Here is a 24,990-nt window from a genome sequence, read left to right on the forward strand (position 1 = left end):
CCGGTCAACACGACCGCAGTTCCGACGCTAGCGCCCACAATCGCGTACTGGACTAGCCGCGATCCGGTCGCCCCAGCAATCGCCCCGACAACGACCATAGCAGGGCGGCCCAAACAGATATGATTACCAACCAACGGGCAACCACCCGACGAGCCCAGACGTAGGTGGCGGCCAGCGCACCTTCTCCATCGATGTCATGGCGGGCTGCCCACTGCTCAACTAGGCGAATCTGCCCCCCGCCGGAGAAAAGAAGAACACCCAGCAGTACCACCACCGCGACAACGGTGACGGCGGCCGCCTCGACGTAGTAATCGGACTTCTCTAATGCCACAACGGCAAACGACACAACAAGCCACGTCATTAAATGCAGCGGAAACGCCACGGCGCAGACAGCCCACGAGTACCTCGCCCCGTACCGGTCCCACGCCCACTGCCAAATGCGATCCATGCAGGGAGACTAGAACGATTAGCAGCCTGGGAGTGCCGCTACGTTTGGCGGCGGGAGTGGGGCGCTGGTACGTCGATAGGCGTGAGAGATGCGTGCTGAATGGCGCGCCGTGAGCTGACCAAGCGGCAACACTCCAGTAGCTCTGTGCACATTGGCGGCTAGCGGCTATCGATTGGTGGACAACATCGAATGTGCCGCGATCGGTGATGAGGGCGACGACACGCCGATGCCTCAAGGGTGATCGCGGGCGTAGACAGGCGCCGTACCGAGCTGGCTTCAGACGGCTCTTAGCGGTGGCTCAGTCGGTGGTGTGGACGAGCAGCACGTCGATCTTTGCCCCGCGCAACACGTTTCCGGGCACTGAGCCAAGCCACTTGTCGGTGCGCGTGCCTAGTCCGACGTTGCCAACCACCAACAGATCTGCGTTAACCTCCTTGGCGAGGCGAAGCAGCGCATGTGCCGGATTACCTTTAACCGGGCGCGCCTCAACATCCTTCGCTCCAGCCGCCTTGGCCCGGCCCTGGGCCTCCCGCAAGACCGCATAGACAGCGGCCATCCCGTGCACTTTGTAGTCCCCCTCGCTCCCGAGAGCGACCTCGGCGCGGCCATCTATCACACGATCAGGTCGGGCTTGCCTTCCCCAGCCTCCCTTGTCTCCCTTGGTCAGATAAGACAAGTGCGCCATCGCGATGATCAACTTCGCGTGATTTTTCGCAGCGAACGCGGCTGCGTGGTCCACTGCACGAAACGACGTATCCGAGCCATCAGTGCCGACCAGTAGGGTCTGATACGCGCTCATTTTCGCTCCCAATCATGCCCGTTTACGCGGCTGCCGCTCCGTGGCCGCTTCCTGGGGCGCAGTGGATCATCCGTTCACTTCGGCGGACGAGCAAGTCTTCGTGCCCGCCCGGCACGGTATAGGCGAGCTGGCGCATCTCGGTGGCGAATCCGCACAGATCCCGGCCTAGAGACGCATCATCCATGAGACGACTTCCCACATCTGTGGAGTGTGTAATTGGAAATTCCCCGACCGCTAAGCGCCCTTGGGTTCTTCCCGATCAGACCACACCCAGACGCCTACGGGGCCCCGCATACCCCATCTGTCGTGCAGGGCAAACCTAAATAATCGGCCCTGGTGGTGGCTACCTAGTAGGCACGGTGAAAAACACCAAACGAAACTTGCCGACGTCGGCGACGACCCAACGGCCGTCCCTACACGGATGAAATACCCGCGTATCGGTTCAGCTTTCAGACCACGACGCCGTCGCCCTCGCGGACATACCATCAACGCTGCCGGCCGGGGCGGTCATCGGGGGCGCCGGACATGGTTGGTGTACGCCGTCCCGTCTGTTCGCTGACGGGTGCGAATCGAAGCCACGAATCGGGGCGTACACCCAAATCTTGACGGGGGGAGTCTTGACGGGCGCTGGGTGTGGGTGAACTTAGACGTTTTACCAGCGGATATTCAGTGGAGCTGCCGGGAATCGAACCCGTTTCGGGGTGCTGGTCTGTGGGCCGAACCGGCGCCGAGCTGCGAAATGACATTCAGTGTAATTCACCAGAATTCACCTCTTTTGACACTAAGTGTGCCCAAAATGTGCCCAGTCGGCAGGCAACACTGATTAACGACATAGGCTGTAGTTCAACATCTTTGGCGCATCTCGACGATAGAATCGGGTAGAAGCGAAATCATCGAGGTAGGTGCTGGGATGAGTTGGAATTGTTTCGAGGGACAGAATTTGGTTGACTGCCTTCCGGCCTGGATCGGCGTTGCGAGCACCTGATGGCCAAGCGACGCACCTACAAGCGCGACAAGCGGGGCCGGTTCGCGTCGAATGGTAGTAGCCGAGTCAAACGGATCACCCGAAAAGTCGACCGCCGCCGCCCCCGCTACGTTCGCGGCAGCCTCGGCAAGACCCTCCGCGTCGGCCGAGTGGGCCCAGGGGGCGAATATGCGGGCGTCCACGTCGGCGCGAAGTTACGCACGAAGCGTCGCGGGGAGTACTACGTCGGCGTCTCCGCTGGCCGCAAAATCGCGACGCCGTTCTCGCCGTACTAGCACCCTCATCGTCGGCGGCAGGTTCGGGCTTCTGAATCGACAACGTTCAGTCGACGAAAACCCCGCCGGCGGCCGGAACTCACGTTTTATCCTGCATAACCTGGGTCGGCACGTACGCCGCCACCTAGCGCGACACTGACCGCACATTGGTTGCCCAAGTCCACCGATACGATCCAAATAACCTCTGACCTGAGCAGGGATGGCGGCAGGCAGGAAATTCGACGAACCCACGTCGGCGTTAGCCGACGGATTTACAGTCCGTAGGGCGGGTGTTCACGAGGTTTCAACTGATGTGGTTGAGCCGGCCGACTTGGTCTAACGATGTCAGGAAACGTCAGTTGTTGCCGCCGAGTGTGACAACGCCGTGAGAAGCAGACTTCGCGAGTGCGGCACGCGCCGACTTTCAGATTGCACCCGACGAACGAAGACGCTCCATTCCGGCCGCGTCGTAGCCTGCTAGGGCGCCGAGCAACTCTTCCGTATGCTGCCCAACGTGCGGCGCTGCCGGCGCTGTAAATCCTTCGTCGGGTTTGGTCTTTATGCACGTTCCAATCAATCGCTGCGACGTCCCCTCCGGCTGAGCCTGCTCGTAGACGAGTCGGCGCGCCTTCGCGTGGTCGTCGTCGAACAGGTCTGCTCCCAAAAATGCTGGTGCTCCTGCGATATCGGTCGCAATGAAGAAGTCGGTCCATTCCCTGCGTGTGCGGGACTTGAATATTGCTGTTAGCTCCTCGCGCAGCCGGGCCTCTGCCTCGACATCCTTCCCCGGCTTCTGGCGCCCCGGTTGGTAGAGATCCATCCTGTCGAGCGACTCGCAGAATCTCAGCCAGAACTTGTCCTCCAGGGCGTTGAACACCACGTAGTTGCCGTCGTTCGTTTCGTAGTACTGGTAACGAAGCGAAGCGCGGATTCCCTCGCCGTAGGTGGGTTGACCGTTCGCCAGCGCTGTGAGGTGTTGAAAGTTCCAGTTGATCGCAGCATCGGCCTGCGCTACTTCGACGTACTGCGGCTTGCCGTCGCGTCCGGCGGCGTGCAGCGCGGCGAGTACGCCCATCGCTGCGTACAACGGTCCCGCCAGAACACCTGTCGTCCCTGTCGCCGCCCCCGAAAGGCGTGGCGTTCCATCCGCATCGATGATCGGCGGGCTTAAGCCGGCGAAACAGTCAAAGGAAAGTCCGTGTGTGGCTAATCGGGTGTAGGGCCCAAAGCTGCCCATGCCGTTGAGCACGCAATACACAACTGTCGGGTTGACTGCGACGATGTCGTCGTAGCTGAAGCCGAGCCGGTGCGCAGTTCCGTAGCGTAGGCCGTCGATCACCACCGCCGATGTCGCGGCCAGGCGGCGAAACGCCTCTTGACCTTCAGGCGTTTTCAGGTTTATCGCCGCACTCTTCTTGCCCCGGTTCCAGTGAGAGTCCTGCAGCTCGCCGCCGGAAACCGCCGAACCGCGGAAACCACCGCCGCCAGGCGGCTCCACCTTGATCACCTCTGCGCCGAGGTCAGCCAGATGCCCGCCCAGTGCATCCGCGGAGTAGAGGGACACCTCGAGGACTCGTACATCCCTGAGAAGTTCCATCACGCGACCTTTCCAGCCCGGAGTCCCTACGCGGACCACGCCGCGTCGTCGAAGGCGCAGTGCTCCGCTACATCATCGTGATTGATTTCAGCTCGGTGTATTCCTCAAAGCCCCAGCGCCCCTGCTCTCGGCCAAGTCCGCTTTGCTTGAAGCCGCCGAACGGCCCCCCGCCGTTGAACATGCCGCGCGCAGGCAGAGACCAGCCGGGGCCCTGCCCGCCCCCCGGATTAACTCCTAGATCGACACCGGTTGCGACAGTCTGCACCATGATGGTGCCGGTTCTGACCTGCCTCGCGACGTTGAATCCCTTCGCGGCGTTGCGAGTCATTACCAGACCCGCCAAACCGTAGATGGAGTCGTTCGCGACGCGGATGGCTTCGTCTTCGGAGCGATAGGTCATCACCGCCAGCACAGGCCCGAACACCTCCTCCTGGCATAACCACATGTCGCTGCGGCAGTCGACAAATGCCGTCGGTTCGTAGTAGAAGCCGCGTTTGAGGTGTTCGGGACGTTTGCCGCCGACCACCAGCCGCGCGCCGTCTTGCAGGCCCGACTGAACGAAGGATTCAACTCTTTGACGCTGCTGATCCCTGATCAGCGGACCAACAACAGTCGTGGGATCACGCGGGTCCCCGACCGTGATCATTGGAGCCATGGCTTTGAGGCCCTCGACATAGGCGTCGAGCAGGTGCTCGGGCAACAGAAGTCGCGACGTGACGGTGCATGCCTGTCCGGCATGCATCAGTACCTGCCCGAATCCTATTCCCGCAACGTCACTTTCGGTGACATCGTCGAGGACGATGTGCGCGCTCTTGCCGCCTAGCTCCAGCTGTGCGCGTTTCATCGTTGCCGCCGATAGTTCACGAATCCGCCGCCCGGTCGCCGTCGAACCGGTGAAGCCGATCATGTCGACGCCTTTGTGGGTACACAGCTCCTCTCCCACTTCGGCACCGCCCACAACCACATTGAACACACCGGGCGGGAGGCCGGCTTCCTCGCCAACCTTGGCCAACTCCAGGGCGTTCATGGGAGTCCACGGGTGGGGCTTGAGTACCACTGTGCAGCCGACGGCCAAGGCGGCCAGGCACTTTTGGATATTGATCGAGAAAGGAAAGTTGAACGGGGTGATGACTCCGACCACCCCGACCGGTTCACGAACCACCGTCACGCCGCCCAGGCCAGTCGGCGAAACTATAGGCCCGCCCGGTGTTTCCACCCACGTCACATCATGTTCGACGAACTCCCCGTAGTAGTGGGCCGCCTCGATCGCGCCGCCAACCTGAATCAGGTCGGTGATGAAGCCGGTCGAGCCGATCTCGGCGACGACTAGCTCCCGAAGCTCCGCTTTGCGCTCGTCGAGGATCTCAGCGAATCGCTTGATGATCTTCGCCCGTTCCCGGACGGACATCCACGGCCAGGGACCTTCGTCGAAAGCTCGCCGGGCAGCCTCGATCGCCATTGCCGCCTGCTTTGGTCCACCGTCGACGACTCGGCCGATCAACTCTTCATTGGACGGATCGATAACATCGATGGTGCCGATGGCGTTGTCGCTCAACCACTTACCGTCGATGAAGCTCTGGTACTCTCGCATCAAACGAATCCGTCGCCGCGGACTACGCCAGGGTCGGATACGCGGCGGGCTCAAAGTCGAAGACCCGGCGAGCATTACCCTGCAGCACTTTGTACTTGTCGAGGTCGGACCGGCCGTCGAGTGCCTTGTGAGCTGCCTGAAGGGAGTTGGGCCACAGGCTGTCGGTGTGCGGATAATCCGTTTCAATCATTACATTGTCGACGCCGATGGAGTCGAGGTTAGCCGCCCCGAAGTCATCCTCAATGAAGCAGCCGTACATGTGGTCGCGGAAGAGCTGGCGTGGTGACTCCGGAAAAATCTCGGGGTCGGTGGGCACCGGGGTCAAGCGCATCGTGCCCGGATCAACCGCCCAGTTGTTGGCGCGCAGGTACTGGTAGTCGGTAGCGACATGTTCGGCACGCTCGATGAGGTAGGGGATCCAGCCGATGCCGCCCTCGGCCAGCACGATCTTCAGGTTGGGGTACTTCTGCAGCTTGCCCGAGAACAACCAATCCGTGGTTGAGTTCGCGAGATTGAGGTTGATGTTAACCGCCTGAACCCCGAAAGGTGCGTCGGGTGATGTGGTCGGGCTAACCGACGACGAGCCGATGTGCGTGCACAGCGGCATCTTCGTCTCGTTCACGACCGCGAAGAAGTCGTCCCATGCTCCAGAGTGGATGGACGGAAATCCCAACGGGTGCAGGTTCTCCGAGAAAGCAATGGCTTTGGCGCCCTTGCCCGCGCACCGCAGCGTCTCGTCGACGGCCAAACGGGTATCCCACAACGGGACGATGACCATCGGGATGTAGCGACCGGGCGCCGCCGCGCACCACTCATCGATGACGAAGTCGTTGTACGCCCGAACGCACTTGAGACCCAGATCGCGGTCACCGAGGTGGGCGAACATCTGACCACAGAACCGGGGGAAGAACGGAAAGTTCAGTCCCGCGATCACATGATCCTCGTCCATGTCAGGGATGCGGGCTACCGGGTCGAAGTATGCGCGGGGCATATCATCGTAATTCACTGGCAGCGGGGAATACTCGGCCGGCCTTTGGTGAGCCGCGACCAAGATGCCCAGCACCGACGCGCGCGCTTGCTCGTAGACCCATGTATCGACACCGTCGATGCGCTCGACGTGTGGCACTCGATCGCTGTCGGCGGCCGATGCGCGGTCGACCCATAGATTCGGTGGCTCGATGATGTGGTCATCGACGGAGATCATCCATTGAAGATCTTGCTTGTCCACAAGTTCCTCCTTATATGAAATTCCTATTGCGTTGGCCGCGAGATGATGTGGGCGGTTGTTCACCGCCCCTTACTGGCCAACGCGGGCACCCGGCGTGAAGACGACGGGCAGGGCGCGGTAGCCGCGGGTGACCGAGTTCCCGTGAAAATCAACTTTCGCCCCTGGCGGGATGGCGTAGTCGGGTATCCGTCTGAGGGTCTGTTCAACCCCCACCCGAAACTCGAGTCGGGCGAGATTAGAACCTAGGCAGCGATGGACGCCGGCTCCGAACCCGAGGTGCCGGTTTGTCAGTCGGTCGAGAATGCACTTGTCCGGCTCGTCGAACTCGCGCGCGTCGCGGTTGGCGGCCGCATAGTTCACGACGACCGTCTCCCCTGGGCAGAACTTCTGGCCGCTTAGTTCAACCTCTTCCGCGACTGAGCGATGCAGTCCGTGGACCGAACCTGCGAACCGGATAAATTCCTCTATCGCCGTGGGTATTAACTCGGCTTCCCGTACGAGTCGGTCGCGCTCCGAAGCATGGGTGCCCAGATAGAAGAAGGCGAACGACATTGCGCTAGAGGTTGTTTCGAGCCCCGCTTGTACCAGCAGAAGCGCATTCGCGACCGCGTCGTCGAAGCTCAATTTCTCGCCGTCGATCTCGGCGGCGAGTAAAACATCGATCAGGTCGTCACGCGGCGCTTCACTACGACGTTTGTCGATCTCGTCGCGCACGCGATGGTAGAGATTCGTCATCGCACCGATTCGGATCTCTTCGCTCTCACCATTGATTCCGAGATCAGCTGCCTCGATGTAGAGCGGCACGTCCTCAACAGGCATGCCGAGCAAATGCCGGAAGAACACGATCCCGGGTTGCTGCCATGCGACGTCAGCGAGGTCGCCGCGGCCCGCTTCGATGAAGTTGTCGATCAACCCATCGGTAATCGCGCGCACCTGGGGCTCCAGGTCCTTCATCCGGCCCGGGGAAAAATACGGGTTGAGAACTTTGCGAAGCTGCTGCTGTCGTGGTGGATCCAAGTTGATCACGATGTCGCCGAACGACGTCGGGTTGCCCCCGACGGGCTTGCTCGAGAAGCTGCGCCAATCACGCAAGATCTCGTAACACTCGTCGTAGCGGGTGGCGACCCACGCGCCCCCCGGCGTCTGTCCCAGGAAAGGGACATCCTGGTGGCTGAACGGTCCGCTCTCTCGCATCACCGCGTAGACCTCATAGAGGAATTCTTGGTCGTCGAAATCTTCGTGACGAAGATCGAAATTCCGGGCATGCTCCTCCGGTGATTTGCTCACCATAGGTAGTCCTTTCCGAACCCGAACGCGGGCATGCCGGGAGAAAGGAAGCGCTCAGCCTCGACAGCCAGCCTCCAACGAGGGGTTGTCCGCATTGCAGTTACACCGCACTCGCGCCACCGTCGATGTGCCATCTGCACGGGCCCTCGAATTTCTCGCACGCGCCGAAATTTGCTTTGGCAGCACAGTAAATCGTCGGCTACGTAGCAGTCAAGTCACACTCGATAACTACCTGAGCCCACTCACGATCCGCGCGCCGGCGTGGAACGGCACGCGTGCGAGCTTCCCCTACGTCGACGGGTGCTCGCTAAGGTGTGTGTGATGACTGAAGGCGCGCGGCGGCGAGTTCGCGACAAGGACGGCAAACAACGAGCCCTCCTTGAAGCGGCTGCTGAGGTATTTGCCGAAGCGGGATACGCGGCCGCGCCGACAAAGGAGATCGCTCGTCGCGCCGACTGCTCGGAAGCAATGCTGTTCCATTACTTCGGGGACAAGCAAGGCATCTTTGAGCAGGTTGTTTCTCGACAGATCGCGGACCTCGTCAGTGAGGCCGAAGAGCAAGTCGTGGCGGCCCTGCCTGCGCGCTTCGAGGGCTATATCGAGCAGCTTTTCTTCGCCAGACTACGAATCGATGACCGCGACAGCGGCGTTCCCGGCTGGGACATTTCCGGTCAGGCGCTATCAGATCCGGACTTCTCGATGCGGGTGCTGCAACCCAATCACGCTCGCCGCACGGCCGTTATTGCGCAAGGCGTTCGCCACTACCAAGCCGCCGGGCAGATCAGGGCCGACGTCGACGCCGACCTCTTCGCCGAGCTGCTGGCTAACTTCATCATCTTCACAACGAGCCTCGGACCACGCTGGTTTGGTACCGGCGAGTCAGATATCCGCGCGCAGATCGAACTCGGTTCGCAGATCCTCGCCAGAGGCGTAAGCGCATCGACGAGAATGACGCCCGCCAAGCGAGGTGGGCGGGCCCAACGGGCGCCCAGGGTGCGCGCGGCCGACTAAAACCTCCGCCGAACTCACCTTGGCCGGTGTTATCGAGTCACACTTGACACCGTAGCTTTCTCGTCGCTAGCGTCGTTGCCAGCCAGGGCGCAGCCATGGGGATGCAGAGCACCCTTGCTCGATCGGCACGAGCGTGAGGACAGAAGGTGGCGTGTGTGCACTCAGCGGCGCGAGTAACTCACTTTCGAAAGCATTGACGCGGGAAGTCGCGAAGCGATGAACGCTCTGCGTGGGGTTCGTGTTGTCGAGTGGGCGACTGAAATCACCGGTCCGTACTGCACGAAGTTGTTCGCCGACCTCGGAGCAGAGGTCATCAAAATAGAAACCCCAGACGGGGATCCGTTCCGCCGCAGAACGTTTGGCGATCCAAGCCGCGCCGACGCGCTGTTCAAATTTTTGAACGCCGGCAAGCGTTCAGTCGTGGGCACTTCCCTGCCCGATCTGGAGCCATTGATCGTCTCGGCCGATGTGTTCGTCGATTCTCTCGGCCCCGGGGCACTCGACCGCGAAGCCCTCCTACGGCGTGCGCCACACTTGGTGATCGTGGCGTTGTCACCGTACGGACTGACCGGACCATACCGGGACCGGCCGTCAACGGAGTTCACGACCCAGGCCGAGAGCGGAAGCCTCGCGCTGCGAGGTCGTCCGGACCAACCGCCCATTCAAGCCGGTGGTCGAGTCTTCGAATGGGTCATGGCCAGTTATGCCGCCGTCGGGGCGCTTGGCGCATTGCGCCGGGCTCAACTAGGCGGACCAGGCGAGATCATTGACTGCTCGTTGCTGGAGACGTGTCACCTCAGCGCTAGCGGATTCGCCGATCTCTACCACGAGTTGGCCGGTCGTCCCCCGTTGACCGTGCCGGCTCGGCAGGTTGAAATCCCTTCCATCGAACCGACCGCGGACGGATGGGTAGGCTTCAACACCAATACGCGCCAGCAATTCGAGTCCTTCCTCGCGATGATCGGCCGATTGGACCTGCTCGACGATGACCCGGCGTGGGCACTCGCCACTACGCGCTGGGAACGCCGGGAGGAGTGGAATCGGATTGTGCGGCAATGGACGACGCAACGTTCCACGGACGAGATCGTCGCGTTGGCCTCTGATCTGCGAATCCCCGTCTCACCCGTCAACAATGGCCAGACCGTGCTGGACCACCCTCAGTTCGCGGCGCGCGGCGTGTGGGGCACGTATGCCGACGGCAGCTTTACCTACCCGTTGGCGCCCTACCGGATCAATGGCCGACGACCCGCCCCCACCGCCGGTGCTCCTCCAATTGGCGAAATGACAAAAGTACCCGCCCACAACAGGATTACGACCGCAGCCGACGGTGCACCTGAGCTTCCGCTGGACGGCGTACGAATTCTCGACGCGACAGCGTGGTGGGCGGGCCCCTCCTCCACCCACATTCTCGCCGCACTGGGCGCTGAGGTCATTCACCTAGAGTCGATGCAACATCCTGACGGCGCACGGATGGCGGCCGCAGCGTTCGCCAATCAGCCTCAATGGTGGGAGCGGTCGGGGATGTACCTGGCGACAAACGCCAACAAGCGAGGACTCACGCTCGACCTGTCCTCACCCGAAGGACGGGAGCTGTTGTTCGGACTCGTCGAATGCTCGGACATTCTGGTTGAGAACTTCTCGCCCCGCGTCTTCGACAATTTCGCCATCACATGGGAGGCCGTCAGCGAGCGGAACCCTCGACTAGTGATGGTCCGTATGCCTGCGTTCGGGCTCGACGGACCATGGCGCAACAATGTGGGTTTCGCGCAAACGATGGAACAGATGACCGGAATGGCGTGGGTGACCGGCCACGTGTACGACCAGCCGCGAATCCCCCGCGGCCCGTGTGACCCACTGGCAGGAATGCACTCCGCTTTCGCCATGCTCGCAGGCCTCCGGCGACGCGACGAGACCGGCCAGGGGTGCTTCATCGAAGTATCGATGGTTGAGTCCGCGCTCAACGCAGCCGCCGAGCAGGTTATCGAGTTCACCGCCTATGGGAATCTGATATCGCGACTGGGAAATCGCAGCCGTGAAGCCGCCCCACAAGGGCTCTATCAATGCGCGGGGACCGAGCGGTGGCTGGCGATTTCGGTCGCCACGGACGAGCAGTGGCGCCTATTGAAGTCGGCTCTGGGTGAACCGGATTGGGCGAATGACTCCACGTTGGACAGTCACGAAGGGCGTGTGCGGGCACATGATCTGATCGATAAGCATCTCGAGCAATGGGCTGGCGAACACGATTCCGCGGCCGCGGCAGAGTTGCTCGTTGAATATGGTGTTCCGGCCGCGGATTTGAGAGACGCCAGGGTCAGTTCGATGCACCGTCAGCTGACCGCACGGGGCTTTTTCGAAAGCCTCGACCATCCCGTCGTCGGACGGCACCACGTGCCGGCGATTCCGTTTAGGTACCGCCGCGTCGACACGTGGTATCGATCAGCAGCGCCGACGTTGGGGCAGCACAACGAAAGCATCCTCGGCGACCTACTCGGTCTCGACCCCGCATCGATTGCAGCGCTCACAGAAAGAGGAGTCATCGGGACCAGACCAGGCGGATTGGACTGAGCGGTGAAACTTCGTGTCGACTCACAAATGTGCCAAGGCCATAGCCGTTGTTACGCAGCCTATCCCGAACTGTTCGACATCGACGACGAAGGGACCGCCGTCGTCACCGTGGAAAATATTCCTCCCGGATGGGAAGACCGCGCACACAACGCGATCGCGAATTGTCCCGAGCGTGCCATACATATCGTCAAGGAGTCGCGGTGAAGACCAATGGAGCAGTTCTTTGGGGGCTCAACGAAAAGTGGTCGGTCGAAGAAATCGAACTCGATCCGCCGCAGGAAGGCGAGCTACTCGTCGAATTCGAAGCGACCGGTCTATGCCACTCCGACCACCACATCCGCACCGGCGACATGTACGGGGTGAGTTTTCCCTTGATAGGTGGACACGAAGGGGCGGGGATCGTTCAAGAGGTTGGTCCGGGAGTGCGCGATGTGGCGGTGGGAGACCACGTGGTCACATCTTTCCTGCCGGCGTGCGGTCGTTGCCGCTGGTGCGCCACCGGCCGTCAAAACCTTTGTGATTACGGGGCGATCATCCTCGCGGGAGTTCAAGCCGACGGCACCTTCCGGCGCCGAGCGAGAGGACAGGGTATCGGCGCCCTCTCCGGCGTCGGGAGTTTCGCGCAGTGGGGGGTCCTGTCCGAAGCCTCAGTCGTCAAGATTGACAACGATGTGCCGCTATCGCGCGCATGTCTTCTCGGCTGCGGCGTAACCACTGGCTGGGGTTCGGCCGTCAATACCGCGAACATCAGTCCCGGCGACGTGGTGATCGTGTTGGGCTGCGGAGGGATCGGCAGCGGTGCCATTCAGGGCGCGCGACTGGCGGGAGCAGAGCAAATCGTCGTGGTCGATATTGAGCCGGGCAAGCGCGACAAAGCGTTTCAGTTCGGAGCCACTCACTTTGCCACCTCGATGGAGGAAGCAACACAGTTAGTTGGCGAGATTACGCGTGGAGTCATGGCCGACTCGGCGATCCTGACGCCAGGCGTGCTCGAAGGGCCGATGATCAACGACGCGCTCAATGCGGTGCGGAAGGGCGGTGCCGTGGTGGTCACCGCCCTGGCATCGATGTCCGACGTGACGCCAATGCTGCCGCTGACGTTGTTCACGCTGTTCCAAAAACGCCTCCTGGGCAGCCTGTACGGCGAAGCCAACCCGCGGGCCGACATCCCTCGACTTATCAGCCTTTATCGAAGCGGCAAGCTTTTGCTCGACGAAACCGTCACCGCCGAGTACAAGCTCAACGACATCAATGAGGCCTACGACGACATGCTCGCCGGCCGCAACATTCGAGGAGTAATAATCCATGAGCACTGAGCTGAATGGAACTGTCCTCATCACCGGCGCCTTCGGCCTGGTGGGTTCGGCAACCGTCCGGAGACTGGCCGAACTCGGCCGCCGCGTGGTGGCGACGGACCTCGATACGCCGGCCAACCGGAAGGCGGCTCAAAAACTACCGCGCGGCGTCGAGTTCCGGTGGGCCGACCTCACCGATCCCGAGCAGGTGCGGCGTCTCGTCTCCAACATCGGCCCGGATGCGATCATCCATCTCGCGGCGGTCATCGCGCCGGCGATCTACCCGATACCCAAAGTCGCGCGACGGGTGAACGTGGACGCCACTGCACACCTGGTTCGAGTTGCCGAAGGGCAAAGCAAGCCACCGCGATTCGTCCACGCGTCGAGCATCACCGTGATGGGACCCCGTAACCCGCACCGCACGACCCCTCCTCTCAAGGCGGAGGACCCGATGCGGCCCTACGACGTCTACAGCGGACACAAGGCCGAGGGCGAGGAGATTGTGCGGGGATCGACCCTGGAATGGGTGGTCTTGCGTTTGGGGGCCGTGGTCGGCCCGGACCTGGGGGCACTACCGGTCAGCGCCGACATGGCTTACCTGCAATCCGTAGTGCCCAGCGACGGTCGGGTGCAGACGGTTGATGTTCGCGACGTCGCTTGGGCATTTGCGGCAGCGACCACGGCCGATGTCGCTCGCGAGATCCTGCTGATCGGTGGCGACGAGTCCCACCGATTGACCTACGCAGAGGTCACCTCGGACCTCGTCGCGGCTCTGGGTCTACCAGGCGCCATGCCACCGGGTCGGCCCGGCGACCCGAACAGCGACGACGATTGGTTCGTCACCGACTGGATGGACACCACCCGCGCCGAAGAGGCGTTGCGGTTCCAGAACCACTCGTGGCCCGCCCTGAAGGCCGAATTGTCGAAGAAGTACCGATTGTTGCGCTACCCGGGGCCGCTCATCGCCCCGCTCGTGCGAGTGCTCATGGCGCGGCGGTCGCCGTATCGGAACGCACCCGGACAGTACGCCGACCCGTGGGGGAAAATACGGGCCAAATTGGGCGAGCCGTTATGGGATCGGCCCAAAGAGGTTCCGACGACGTAGGTTTCGTGCCAAGCCCACTGCAGTCACCCGGACGGATCAGAACTGCATGTGGTGAGAAAGGATTTTCATGCGGGTGCCTCGTGCTGTCGCACAGTTCAATCGCCGTGTCACTAATCCTGTGGCTCGCTCACTTACTCCGTGGCTTCCGTGTCTAGGGACGCTTGAGCACGTCGGCCGGAAGTCAGGCAGGCACTATCGAACGCCCCTCTTGGTATTCAAGACCCAGGACGGCTTCGTCATTCTCATTGGCTATGGGCCGCAAACGGACTGGCTCAAGAACGTATTGGCCGGCGGTCCGACCGTGCTGCACAAGCGGGGCAACGCCCTCGCGTTGGGCAGCCCGCGCATCGTCAGTAAGGCTGAGGCCGCTCCCCTTGTCACGCCGGCACCCCGACTGTTCTATCGTCTGTTTCCCTACAACGAAGCAGCATTGGTGTTGACGAAAACCGCCTGATTCCGGTCCATACTCGGTGGATAACCGATGACCGAAATGGATGTGCGCGGAGTGCGCATCGGCGCGACACCCGTACCTCACCACTGTCTTACGCCCGTTGTCACATCCGCCCCATAAGCCGACGTGCACTGGCGCGACGCGGCCCATTCGGGATCAGTGGATTCCGACGACGCTCGACTTTACCAGCGCGACGCTCTCAATCAGTTCGTAGAAGGCCTTCGCCAGCGAGGGCCCGAGGCTGAGGAGTGGCCGAGCCAGGCAAGCCTTGGCAGCGGGCAGCGGGTTGACTACTCGGCGATCTCGCGCGCTGAACTAGCCGCTGTAGCGCAGGCGATTTCCCGTACAACCTCGATCGTCGGCGTGCCTGGTTCAAACCACTAGGTTGTGCGAGCGTGCTGTCGGTGCAGCACGTTGACGATGAAGTAGGTCCCATACACAGCGGTCGCCGCGTAGGCGGCTTGACGGGTACGCGGTTTGAGGATGGCTAGGCCCAGGGCTGATTCGATGGTTCCGTTAATAATTGTGTGGCGACGAATTTTGCCGTCGAAGGCGAGACGGGTGATCCCTTCAAACGCGCGCGGGCAAAGTAGGTGTGCAGGACCCAGCACGCCGAAAGCTAGTCCCAGGAGCTTGGCATGCGACTGCGATGGACGATCCATTACACGTTCGCCTGGTGCAGGGTTACAGGTACGTGGGTCTGGCCGCGCAGGCTGCTGTTGGTGGACCATGTGGTGGATGCGGTGGTGGAAATGCTGGAGACGCGGTTGACGAGTTCGCGGAGCACGGCGTGAGTTTCCATTCAAGCCAGGGGGGCGCCCAGACGTAAGTAGGGGCCGTAGCCGAAGGCGACGTGCGTTCGCGAGTCGCGATCGGCACGGAACGTGTTGGGTTCGTCGAAGGCCAGGGGATCACGGTTGGCTGCCCCTGAGTTGAGCAGCCGAGAACCTGTCGGGATCGTGACTTCTACAACTTGGTGCGGGGCGCGCGTCCGGACTTTGCGAAACACCTTCGCTCATCGGTCATGTCGCAGACGCGGATGGAACCAGCGCGCTGATGTCTTCGCCTTGAAGGAGTTTGATTGTGAGGTTGAGATCGAAGTAGTCGGTCCACCGGGCGATCTTGCCGTCATCTCCGACCACGAAAGTTCCCATCACCGGAATGGCTGGCTTGGCTCCATCGGGGGTCTGGATGTAGTCGAGGCGTTCGGTCAGAACGACTGAACCGTTATTGGCGATGTTGACGATTTCAAAGGCATAAGCGTCCGGGAACATCGAGAACTGCGCGCCCAAATTTTCCACGATGGCATCGACTCCGTCGAAGGCTGGCATGCCGACGTTTTGATAAACGGCGTTGTCGGCCAGCAGCGGGCGCAGGGCGTCGGGATCGCGACGTTCCATCAGGGCGCAGAACTCGCGGACCACATCAACGGGATTAGACACGGGGAACCTCCAACTCGAACGGACTACACACCAATACGATCTTTTTCTTCACATCACGCGGCTATCCGGGCTGGCTGACGGATTCGGGGAGCGCTGTGGAGATGTCAGCCGTGGCCAACAGCAAGCCGGCGACGAGGTCAGCGACGTGTTCGCGGCTTGTGTCGAACTCACCGCGTAGCCATGCAGTGGTCACCTCAATTGCACCGCTCACGACTGCAAAAGCAGCAAGATCGGTGTTGAGCTGGCTGGCGGCGTTGCGGCCGAGAAGTTCCCTGGTGCCTGCGGACATCGCGGCGGCGATCGCGCGGGTGCTTTCTAAGCGGGCGCGCTGTAGGGCGTCGGAGGTGTTGGACCCGATCAGCAATGTTGCGAGCCGGGGGTCGGCCGTCAGAAATTCGAGAGCCGCGTCCGCAGTGACGCGAATTTGCCCCCGAATGTCGGCTGGGGCCTCACGTGTAGCGGCACCCACGGCCTCCAATCCCAACGCGGTGAGATCCCGCACGATAGCTTCTAGCAACGCATCTGAGTCAGTGAAATGCTCATAGAAATAGCGATCATTGAGGCGCGCGCGTGCACACACCGCACGTTTCGAGACTGCTCGGACGCCACCTTCGGCAAACAGATCGAGCGCAGCCTCGACCAGGGCGCCGCGCCGAGTAGCGCGGCGCTCCTCGGCCGTGATGCCGCCGTAGCTACGAGTCGCACTAGCCATCGACCGCATTGTGCCTCATCTTCTCTTGACCTAACCACGTTTTTGGTGCAGTGTGGCACCACAATAACTTCTGGGGCCGACATGCACCAGAACTAGGGCGGAGGAGGTGCGGATGTCGGTCGGTCCGATTGGCGACGAGGTCAAACCTTTCCTGGTCGGCGACTCCGGTGACCAATACGTCGGCTCGGTGGCTGATCGGTTCGAGCGCGCGATGGGATCGCGCTTCCTTGTGCTGTTCGCCTCAGCCCTCTTCGACGAAATGATGCTGCCCGCCGTGTCGGCTTCCCTAGTACATACAGCGCGGATTCGAGAAGACCCGTTTGCGCGCGGGCGTCGCACAGCCGCATCCTTTCAACTCACGTTTGTCGCTAACAATGTCGATCGTCGCGAAGAGATGCAACGTCTCGTGCGCCTGCACCGCGACATCAAGGGCGTCGGGCCTGACGGACTTCGCTACAGCGCGATGGGTCCCGAGCCGTGGAATTGGAATCTGATCAGCATCTTCTTCATGTACCGCGGGGCCTTCATGGCGATGACCGGGGAAAAGCTCAGCGCCGATGACAACCAGGCAATCTGGGACCGCTACCGGGCGCTAACCGAAGATCTACAGATGCCGGGTCGTGCACGACAACTGGCAGATCGCTATGACCAGCTATCCGCGTATTACGAGGAGATGGCGGCCGAGAAGCTCAAGCGCACACAGGCTCTCGACATCGTCGTGAATGCCCTGCGGCGCCCGCGGCGACCCCAGCAAATGTCTGTTCTCACCGAACCGCTGTGGAGGCTGCTAGGACCACTCGGAAGTCATGTTGCCGCAGTCCTGGGGTTCGGCATCATGCATCCCCTTGCGCGGGCGATACTTCCGATGCGATGGACGCGCCGCCACGAGCTGGAATTTGCGGTCCTGACCAGGCTCCTGCAGATCGCCTACCGCTGGTTGCCCCGCGGCCTTACCAACACGCCGCTGGCGCGGCCCAACTGCGCCTACGCGCGAGTTGTCAATCACTACAAGGGAATCGGCCTGACATCGTTCGCGCCGGGCGCCACCGAAACATGCGGACATTTGGCGGGGTAAATGACGCTGACTGATGGTGTGAAAGTCGACACCCGTCCGTACTACGTCCCTGTACGTGACGAAGAACAGGTGTTTAAAGCTGCTTATCGCCAAGGTTTATCGATTCTTTTGAAGGGCCCGACTGGGTGTGGAAAGACCCGATTCGTCGAGGCAATGGCCCACGATCTCGACCGACCGCTTATCACCGTCGCGTGCCACGACGATCTGACTACCGCGGACCTTGTTGGCCGCTTCCTGCTGCGCGGCGGCGAGACTGAATGGGTTGATGGACCGCTCACGCGTGCGGTGCGTGACGGTGCGATCTGCTACCTAGATGAGGTCGTCGAGGCACGCCAGGACACAACCGTCATACTGCATCCGCTGGGAGATTACCGGCGCCAGTTGCCGGTCGAGCGGCTTGGCGTCACGCTCGACGCAGCGCCTGGGTTCTGCTTGGTGGTGTCGTACAACCCCGGCTACCAGAGTGTGCTGAAAGATCTCAAAGATTCAACTCGCCAGCGGATGGTTGCCATCGAATTTGATTTTCCGCCAGTTGATGTCGAAGAGAAGATCGTTGCGTGCGAGTCGGGGGTCGGGCCGGAGCGGGCTGGCGAGCTGGTCCGGCTCGCCCAGGCCATTCGTCGACTGGAGACGGCAGGGCTACGCGAAGTGGCATCGACGCGTGTGCTCATCGCGGCCGGCCGCCTGATTGCCGAGGGCCTTGATCCGCGCATCGCCGCGCGTGCAGCTATCGCCGCCCCGCTCAGCGATGACTCGACGGTCACCAGCAACTTGGAGGAGATGATCGACGTGTATCTGAGTGACTAGACCCCACAACGCAATTGCAATCGTTTTCGCGGAACAAATATTTGTGAGGATCGGTCGGTGACGACAGAGCAGGCTATGCGTGATCACACACATGCAAGTGAAACAAGAGATTGTGAGGATCGATAGTGACCACCGAGCAGACAACCGCATCGTCCAAGGGGTCGACGACAGTTCCGACAGGCTCTACAAAACGCAACATTTGGAGCTGGGTCTTCTGGATCCTCGGTGTCCTCACCGTCGCGGCTGTGGCATGGAATGCCCGTGACTATCCCGACGCGCGGGTCGGGAATCCGGAAGTGACGGGTATACCTCGTCCCGTCAGGCCCCTGCTCGGCTTTCACCACTGGCTCGCCGTTGAACAGGTTGGCACCCTCATCGTGATGCTCATCGTCGTCGCGGTCTGCGTATGGGGTTGGCGTCGTTATGGCCCACACCCATACATACTCATGGCCATTGTGACCACGTTCATCGTCTGGCAGGACCCGATTATGAACTGGGCGCCGTACGCGGTTTACGACCCGCGACTTTGGCACTGGCCGGAGTCGTGGCCTTTGGTATCGCTCTCTCCCACTGTCGAGCCGTTCATTGTCTTCGGCTACGTACTGTTCCAATTCGGCCCGTACTTCCCGGCGGCCTGGGTTCTCCGCAAGATTCAGGCTCGACGGCCGGTCGACTCATTCGTCTGGCGCCATCCGCTGATCAGTCTTGGCATCTTGATCTTCGTGGTCGGGTTTATCGTCGACATGTTTCTCGAAGTCGCAGCGATCCGCACAGGTCTGTATAGCTACTCGCAGGTGATGCCGTTCGGCTCGATCTTCACCGGTACACCGCATCAATTCCCGCTGCTGTGGGAATCCTCCTTGGTCACCCTGGTGATGATTCCCGCGGGGATCTTGGTCTACCGAGATGACACCGGTCGCACGGTGTCCGAGAAGTTGGCCCAGCGCGCCCGCATCTTCCCCAACCGGCCGGTTCTCGGTTCATTCATGGTGATGCTGGTCATTGTGAACGTCTTCTACTTGTTCTACGGAGGAGCGTTCGCTCTGATGAAGTGGTCTCGCGCCACGACGTCCGTCGCGTGCCCCTGGCCGTTCCCGGACGCGAAAGTGTATGACCCACAGGGCTTCTACGAAGAGAACGGCCAGAAGGGGCCCTATTCTTCTGGCATTTGGTCGACATACATGATGTTGCAGCCCGACGGACGTCCGACCGTCACGCTCGGGTCCAAGAGTGATCGCTGCGCGGAGCACAACAATGGGTGAGCCCCGCACGGTCGTTATCACAGGGGCTTCACGCGGACTCGGGCTTGCGTCCGCCGCTCACCTATACAAGCTCGGATGGCGCGTGGTTGGGGCAATGCGGAGCCCGGACGTCGGCCTTGAGAGGCTCCGTGAGGCAACTGGTGCACCGCCGCACGACCCTCGGCTGATCGGCGTTCAACTCGACCTCACCGATAGGGCATCGATCGATGCGGCCGCAAAGGGCATCGAAACTGCGGTGGGCGCGCCGCACGCCGTTGTACACAACGCGGGAATCATGGCAGCCGGCTGTGTCGAAGAGACGGACGTTGACGTCTGGCAAGATCTCTTCAACACCAACCTGTTCGGGCCGGTAGCACTCACCAAGGCCCTGCTGCCGTCTATGCGCGCTGCCGGTCGCGGTCGGATCGTGGTGATTTCCAGCGAGGGCGGCGTGCGCGGAATGCCAACGATCGCCGCGTATTCCGCCGTCAAAGGTGCATCTGAGCGGTGGGCGGAAGCCATGGCCGGCGAGGTCGCGCCATTCGGTCTCGGCGTAACCATACTCGTGGCGGGGACATTCGATACCGACATTCTCACCGATGCGGGAGTGCAGGACTACCGCGGCTTGGACGGACCTTATGGCCCAATCAATACCAACATCGACCGACGAGGCCGACTTGCTATCCGAATCGCAGGAACGCCAGAGCGGTTCGCCCGTGGCTTGGCCAAAGCCCTCGACGACACCGCGCCCCTCACCCGTCACGCTGTCGGCCCCGACGCACACATGCTGCTGATCAGCAATCGGTTCCTCCCGAATCGGCTCGTTCAGCAAGTCACACGAGTCGCGATGGGAATCCCACGTTTCGGTTCTCTACGAAACGATTCAGTCGCTTAGCCCGCTGACTGTCAGCAAGATTAAGGAGTCTGCACGATGCAGTTGTTCGACGACCTGGACGATTTCGGATCCTTCGACGACGCGGTCGCTGGGGATGTGCGCGATCCATACACCGAGCTGTCGCGCATCCGGAAATCCGAACCGGTGCAGCGGTTGGACTTCTCCGTGATGCCCGGCGAGGAGGGCAAACCGGTCTTCATGGTGTATCGCCACGAGGATATTCACGAGATGTTGCGCGACAACGAGACCTACTCATCGGCCCACATCAAGGATTTCTTCGGTATCGGCAAACACGTAATGGTCGGGATGGACGAACCCGAACACGGCAGGTACCGGGCTCTGGTTTCGAAAGCCTTCGCACCAAAGGCGCTGGGGCGCTGGGAGTCAGACCTGGTGGCGCGGGTGGGTACCACTCTAATCGACAACTTCGCCAGCAACGGCAGCGCAGATTTGGTGAACGAGTTCACGTTTCCCTACCCGGCCCAGATCATCGCCGGACTGTTGGGGCTGCCCGAAAAAGACTATGCGCAGTTTCAACGATGGTCGATATCGCAGCTGGCCTTCGGTATCAATCCTCAGCGCGCCGCGGAGGCGACCGAGGAACTCGGCCAGTACCTCGTGCCGATTCTCGCCGATCGCCGAGAACACCCTCGCGACGATTTGACCAGTGGGCTCGCCGAAGCCGAGATCGACGGCGAGAGACTGTCCGACGACGAGATCTACTGCTTCTTACATTTATTGATGCCGGCCGGAGTCGAGACCACGTACCGGTCCCTGGGCAATCTGCTATTTGGCTTGCTGTCGAACCCCGATCAACTCGACGCGGTGCGTGCTGATAGATCGCTTCTGCCACAAGCAATCGAAGAGGCAGTGCGCTGGGAAGCTCCACTCCTATCAATCACCCGGGTCACCACACGCGACACGGAACTGGGTGGCGTGCAGATCCCGGCTGGCTGCTCAGTGATGCCGATGCTCGGCGCCGCCAACCGCGACGAAACCCGATATGACAATCCCGATCGTTTCGACATCTTCCGCCAGCCGCGGACGCCGATCTCATGGGGCTACGGCGCACACGTCTGCCTGGGAATGCACTTGGCTCGCATGGAAATGCGGGTCGCGGTGAACCTGTTGCTCGATCGCCTCGACAACCTCCGTCTCGACCCTGATGCCGATGATCCCCATATCCGCGGGCAAGTATTCCGATCGCCTACTTCTCTGCCTGTTCTCTTCGACGTTCCCAGCAAGTAGGTTGGCCAGTTTGTCCCGAAAACTCGATCAGCGACCGGCGATCAACGCAGCAGCTGTTCCCCGACGTACCCAACCAACCTCGTTAAAGCACCGACCCCCGGCTTGCTTCATGCAGGCTTGAATTGAATATGCAGCTCGCGCAGTCCGCGCAGGATGAACGTTGGCTCATACGCGTAGGACCGCGCGCTGGCCTGGCCGTGGTGCGCTTCGGAGATGCGCAGGTCGGTCATCCGGTCCAAGATGCGGTTCAACGAGATCCGCGCCTCGGCGCGGGCCAGCGGCGCCCCCGGGCACGAATGGATGCCCCGGATGAATGCCAGGTGCTCGCGCACATTGCGACGGTCGGGGTGAAAAGCGTCAGGCTCGTCAAACTTGCGAGCATCGCGGTTGCAGGCCCCTGGAAGCAGCATCACGATCGTACCGGCCGGGACCGGTACATCCCCAATGTGGATCGATGTCTTGGCCATCCGAAAGTGGGCCTTAACAGGACTTTCCAGTCGCAGCGTCTCTTCCAGAAACCCTGGGATGAGGCCGCGGTCCTCACGCAGCTTGCTCTCCAAGTCCGGATTCTCGGCGATGATGCGAACCGCAGTGCTAACCAGTTTTGTGGTCGTCTCCGTTCCCGCGGCGAACAGAAAGGTCGACAGGTTCATCACGTCGACGATCTCCGGCGTCGATCCGTCGGTATACTTAGCCTGCGCCAGCTCGGTGAGCACATCCTCGCGGGGAGCGCGCCGACGTTCCTCGATGTACGCATGAAATTTTTGGGCGAGGAATTCCAGCGGATTAATGGACTTGACTGACTCGTCGCCCATGGCCCCGGCGAGTGATCTGTCGAACGTTGCCCGGAACTCATCGTGGTCGTCGGCGGGGACGCCGAGGAGATCGGCGATCACCAACAGCGCAAACGGTTTGGCGTAATCATCCAGGAACTCACACTCGCCGCGGTCGATGAACGTGTCGAGCTGCTGATCCGCCAGCCGCCACATGAAATCTTCATTCTCGCGCAACCTCTTTGGCGTGAGGAGCTTGCTGAGAAGTCCGCGGGTGCGCGTATGCTCGGGCGGGTCTTGGGTAGCGATGTGTTCTGCCATGGGCAGCCGATCACGGTGTTGCTCGATCAGCTCGGAGACATCATCAGCGCCCGGGCCAAAGGGCAAACCGGAAAGGGGCCCCGCCAACGAGACACAGGACGAGAAGGCCGGGTTCTTGTAGACCTCGAGCGCCTCCTCGTAGCCGGTGACAGCGAGGACGCCGAATGGCGTTGCGGTCGCCACGGGGCACTTCGACCGCAAGTAGTCAAAGTATGGATATGGATCGGGCACAAGGGATTCGTCGGTGAAAAAGTCCACAGTTTCGAAGTCGGTCACGAATCACTCCTCACGCAATTCATTGCACGATTGCACTTTGCACTCCTTACCCGGCGGGGTAGCCCATCGTCTTAACCTCGGTGTACTGATCGAAGCCGCACACACCGTTCTGGCGGCCCACACCGGAAGCCTTGTATCCGCCGAACGGTGAGTCCGCGCCATAAGCCGCAGTGCCATTGATTCCCATGAACCCCGCCCGGATTCTGCGCGCCACGGCGATCGAGTGCTCCACCGAACCGGACATCACGTTGCCGGCCAGCCCGTACACGCTGTCATTGGCGATGCGGATTGCGTCCTCTTCGTCTTCGAACGGGATCACCGCGAGGACAGGCCCAAAAATCTCCTCCTGGGCAATCGTCATCGAGTTGTCGACATCGGTGAAAAGCGTTGGCCTGACGAAATATCCTTTGTCGAAACCGGTCGGCGCATCGGGGCCACCGACGAGGCAGGTGGCACCCTCGTCAATGCCTTTCTGGATGTAGCCGAACACGCGTTGTCGTTGTTTATCCGAAATCACAGGGCCGCACAAGGTTGCTGGGTCTTGTGGGTCCCCCGGCATCACCGCGTCGTACATCGCCTTGAGGATCGCGACGCCCTCGTCGTACTTGGATCGCGGAAGCAACAACCGCGTCGGGTTCGCGCACCCCTGTCCGGCGTGCATGCACGGCGCGATGCCGATCGCACACGCCATCCCCAGGTCGGCGTCCTCGAGCACGATGGTCGCCGACTTGCCGCTGAGCTCCAGGAAGAGCCGCTTCATGGTGGCTGCACCCTTCTCCATGATTCGCTTGCCGACGACGGTTGACCCGGTGAACGAGATCAGGTCAACTTTCGGCGAAAGCGTGAGCTCTTCGCCGACGAAGTGATCTGACGCAGTGACGACATTGACGACGCCCGGCGGTATGTCCGTCTGTTCAGCGATCAGCCGACCAATGCGGGTCGCGTTGTAGGGCGTATTCGGCGCCGGCTTCAACACCATCGTGTTGCCGGCACCGAGCGCTTGGCCGAGCTTGTGGATGGTGACCTCGAAGGGAAAGTTCCAGGGCACGATTGCGCCGACCACGCCCGCCGGTTCGCGGCAGACTTTGCGAGAGGTGTTCTGTCCGGTCACCGACACGAGCGCGTCACCGAGATCTGTCTCCCAACAGTATTCGTCGATCAACCTGATCGGGAACTTCAGAGCGTCTTCCAGCGGGGCGTCGAGCTGCGGGCCGAAAGTGATCGCGCGCGGACTTCCCGCTTCGAGGATCAACTCCTCCCGCAGCTCTTCCTTCTCTTCCTCTAGGGCTTCGTGCAGCTGAAGCAGGCACCGCTTGCGCAGGTCTTTGTTTGTCGCCCAGTCGGTTTCATCGAACGCGCGGCGCGCGGCGTCGATTGCGCGATGCATGTCTGCCTTCGACGCGTCGGCGACCTTCCCGATTACCTCTTCCGTCGCAGGGTTGATATTACTGAATGTGCCGGCCTCGCCGTCGACGAGCTTGCCGTCGATCATCATCTTTTGTTCGAAACGGATGTCAGGCATTTCTCTCGCTCTCATATGTAGTTAGGTCGCCGAACCGCGGACGCCGCAGCATCAACGGTCCG

General features: G+C 61.4%; 22 protein-coding genes. 12 read left to right on the forward strand and 10 right to left on the reverse strand.

Features of this window, described 5'->3' with window-relative positions; translation table 11 throughout:
• Positions 1-52 precede the first annotated feature (52 nt).
• From A9W99_RS27815 to A9W99_RS16725, 6 genes are all read right to left on the reverse strand, one after another.
• Positions 53-448, reverse strand: coding sequence for a hypothetical protein (locus A9W99_RS27815; protein WP_067380202.1), 396 nt, complete (start codon positions 446-448; stop codon positions 53-55).
• Between the two features lie 298 nt (positions 449-746).
• Positions 747-1,247 (reverse strand): universal stress protein, encoded by a 501-nt coding sequence (locus A9W99_RS16700; RefSeq protein WP_067380205.1) that lies wholly within the window; start codon positions 1,245-1,247, stop codon positions 747-749.
• Between the two features lie 1,663 nt (positions 1,248-2,910).
• Positions 2,911-4,083: a CaiB/BaiF CoA-transferase family protein gene (locus A9W99_RS16710; RefSeq protein WP_067380210.1), complete on the reverse strand. Its 1,173-nt coding sequence runs from the start codon at positions 4,081-4,083 to the stop codon at positions 2,911-2,913.
• Between the two features lie 67 nt (positions 4,084-4,150).
• The gene (locus A9W99_RS16715; protein ID WP_067380212.1) at positions 4,151-5,674 is read right to left on the reverse strand and encodes an aldehyde dehydrogenase family protein; all 1,524 of its coding nucleotides are present in this window, start codon (positions 5,672-5,674) and stop codon (positions 4,151-4,153) included.
• A 22-nt stretch (positions 5,675-5,696) separates the two neighbouring features.
• The gene (locus A9W99_RS16720; protein WP_082930065.1) at positions 5,697-6,902 is read right to left on the reverse strand and encodes an amidohydrolase family protein; all 1,206 of its coding nucleotides are present in this window, start codon (positions 6,900-6,902) and stop codon (positions 5,697-5,699) included.
• Between the two features lie 69 nt (positions 6,903-6,971).
• Entirely contained in the window at positions 6,972-8,192 is a 1,221-nt protein-coding gene (locus tag A9W99_RS16725) for a cytochrome P450 (protein WP_172828891.1), read from the reverse strand.
• Between the two features lie 318 nt (positions 8,193-8,510).
• Here A9W99_RS16725 and A9W99_RS16730 point away from each other — a divergent pair, with 318 nt between their 5' ends.
• The 7 genes from A9W99_RS16730 to A9W99_RS27820 all read left to right on the forward strand — a co-directional run bounded on the left by A9W99_RS16730 (position 8,511) and on the right by A9W99_RS27820 (position 15,410).
• The gene (locus A9W99_RS16730) at positions 8,511-9,200 is read left to right on the forward strand and encodes a TetR/AcrR family transcriptional regulator (protein ID WP_067380215.1); all 690 of its coding nucleotides are present in this window, start codon (positions 8,511-8,513) and stop codon (positions 9,198-9,200) included.
• A gap of 216 nt (positions 9,201-9,416) precedes the next feature.
• Positions 9,417-11,765: a CaiB/BaiF CoA-transferase family protein gene (locus A9W99_RS16735; RefSeq protein ID WP_067380218.1), complete on the forward strand. Its 2,349-nt coding sequence runs from the start codon at positions 9,417-9,419 to the stop codon at positions 11,763-11,765.
• Positions 11,766-11,768: 3 nt separating this feature from the next.
• Positions 11,769-11,969 (forward strand): ferredoxin, encoded by a 201-nt coding sequence (locus tag A9W99_RS16740; RefSeq protein WP_067380222.1) that lies wholly within the window; start codon positions 11,769-11,771, stop codon positions 11,967-11,969.
• Entirely contained in the window at positions 11,966-13,081 is a 1,116-nt protein-coding gene (locus A9W99_RS16745) for an NDMA-dependent alcohol dehydrogenase (RefSeq protein WP_067380225.1), read from the forward strand. The genes A9W99_RS16740 and A9W99_RS16745 overlap by 4 nt, the downstream gene beginning before the upstream one ends.
• A 1-nt stretch (position 13,082) precedes the next feature.
• Positions 13,083-14,165 carry an NAD(P)-dependent oxidoreductase gene (locus tag A9W99_RS16750; RefSeq protein WP_067380869.1) on the forward strand — a complete coding sequence of 361 codons (1,083 nt, stop codon included), beginning with the start codon at positions 13,083-13,085 and terminating at the stop codon, positions 14,163-14,165.
• A 67-nt stretch (positions 14,166-14,232) separates the two neighbouring features.
• The gene (locus tag A9W99_RS16755; protein ID WP_067380227.1) at positions 14,233-14,619 is read left to right on the forward strand and encodes a nitroreductase family deazaflavin-dependent oxidoreductase; all 387 of its coding nucleotides are present in this window, start codon (positions 14,233-14,235) and stop codon (positions 14,617-14,619) included.
• A 635-nt stretch (positions 14,620-15,254) separates the two neighbouring features.
• Positions 15,255-15,410 carry a hypothetical protein gene (locus A9W99_RS27820; RefSeq protein ID WP_156623137.1) on the forward strand — a complete coding sequence of 52 codons (156 nt, stop codon included), beginning with the start codon at positions 15,255-15,257 and terminating at the stop codon, positions 15,408-15,410.
• A gap of 228 nt (positions 15,411-15,638) precedes the next feature.
• Here the strand turns inward: A9W99_RS27820 and A9W99_RS16760 are convergent, their stop codons facing one another.
• Both A9W99_RS16760 and A9W99_RS16765 read right to left on the reverse strand, forming a co-directional pair.
• Complete coding sequence (locus A9W99_RS16760; protein ID WP_082930045.1) at positions 15,639-16,058, reverse strand: limonene-1,2-epoxide hydrolase family protein; 420 nt, start codon at positions 16,056-16,058, stop codon at positions 15,639-15,641.
• Positions 16,059-16,119: 61 nt separating this feature from the next.
• The gene (locus A9W99_RS16765) at positions 16,120-16,770 is read right to left on the reverse strand and encodes a TetR/AcrR family transcriptional regulator (protein WP_067380875.1); all 651 of its coding nucleotides are present in this window, start codon (positions 16,768-16,770) and stop codon (positions 16,120-16,122) included.
• A gap of 112 nt (positions 16,771-16,882) precedes the next feature.
• Between A9W99_RS16765 and A9W99_RS16770 the strand changes: the two genes are divergently transcribed.
• The 5 genes from A9W99_RS16770 (at position 16,883) to A9W99_RS16790 (ending at position 22,036) form a co-directional block, all read left to right on the forward strand.
• Complete coding sequence (locus tag A9W99_RS16770) at positions 16,883-17,845, forward strand: oxygenase MpaB family protein (RefSeq protein ID WP_067380231.1); 963 nt, start codon at positions 16,883-16,885, stop codon at positions 17,843-17,845.
• Positions 17,846-18,652, forward strand: a complete 807-nt coding sequence (locus tag A9W99_RS16775; protein WP_067380234.1) for a CbbQ/NirQ/NorQ/GpvN family protein — start codon at positions 17,846-17,848, stop codon at positions 18,650-18,652.
• A 125-nt stretch (positions 18,653-18,777) separates the two neighbouring features.
• Positions 18,778-19,914 (forward strand): spirocyclase AveC family protein, encoded by a 1,137-nt coding sequence (locus A9W99_RS16780; RefSeq protein WP_067380237.1) that lies wholly within the window; start codon positions 18,778-18,780, stop codon positions 19,912-19,914.
• The gene (locus A9W99_RS16785) at positions 19,907-20,788 is read left to right on the forward strand and encodes an SDR family oxidoreductase (RefSeq protein ID WP_067380240.1); all 882 of its coding nucleotides are present in this window, start codon (positions 19,907-19,909) and stop codon (positions 20,786-20,788) included. The genes A9W99_RS16780 and A9W99_RS16785 overlap by 8 nt, the downstream gene beginning before the upstream one ends.
• Before the next feature lie 36 nt (positions 20,789-20,824).
• Complete coding sequence (locus tag A9W99_RS16790) at positions 20,825-22,036, forward strand: cytochrome P450 (protein ID WP_067380243.1); 1,212 nt, start codon at positions 20,825-20,827, stop codon at positions 22,034-22,036.
• 107 nt (positions 22,037-22,143) lie between these two features.
• On the opposite strand, the gene A9W99_RS16795 is transcribed toward A9W99_RS16790, so the two are convergent.
• Together A9W99_RS16795 and A9W99_RS16800 are read right to left on the reverse strand one after the other, a co-directional pair.
• Positions 22,144-23,406, reverse strand: a complete 1,263-nt coding sequence (locus A9W99_RS16795) for a cytochrome P450 (RefSeq protein ID WP_067380246.1) — start codon at positions 23,404-23,406, stop codon at positions 22,144-22,146.
• A gap of 46 nt (positions 23,407-23,452) precedes the next feature.
• Positions 23,453-24,901, reverse strand: a complete 1,449-nt coding sequence (locus A9W99_RS16800; protein WP_067380878.1) for an aldehyde dehydrogenase family protein — start codon at positions 24,899-24,901, stop codon at positions 23,453-23,455.
• Between the last annotated feature and the right edge of the window lie 89 nt (positions 24,902-24,990).

Source organism: Mycobacterium sp. 1164966.3 (assembly GCF_001665395.1).
Lineage (GTDB): Bacteria > Actinomycetota > Actinomycetes > Mycobacteriales > Mycobacteriaceae > Mycobacterium.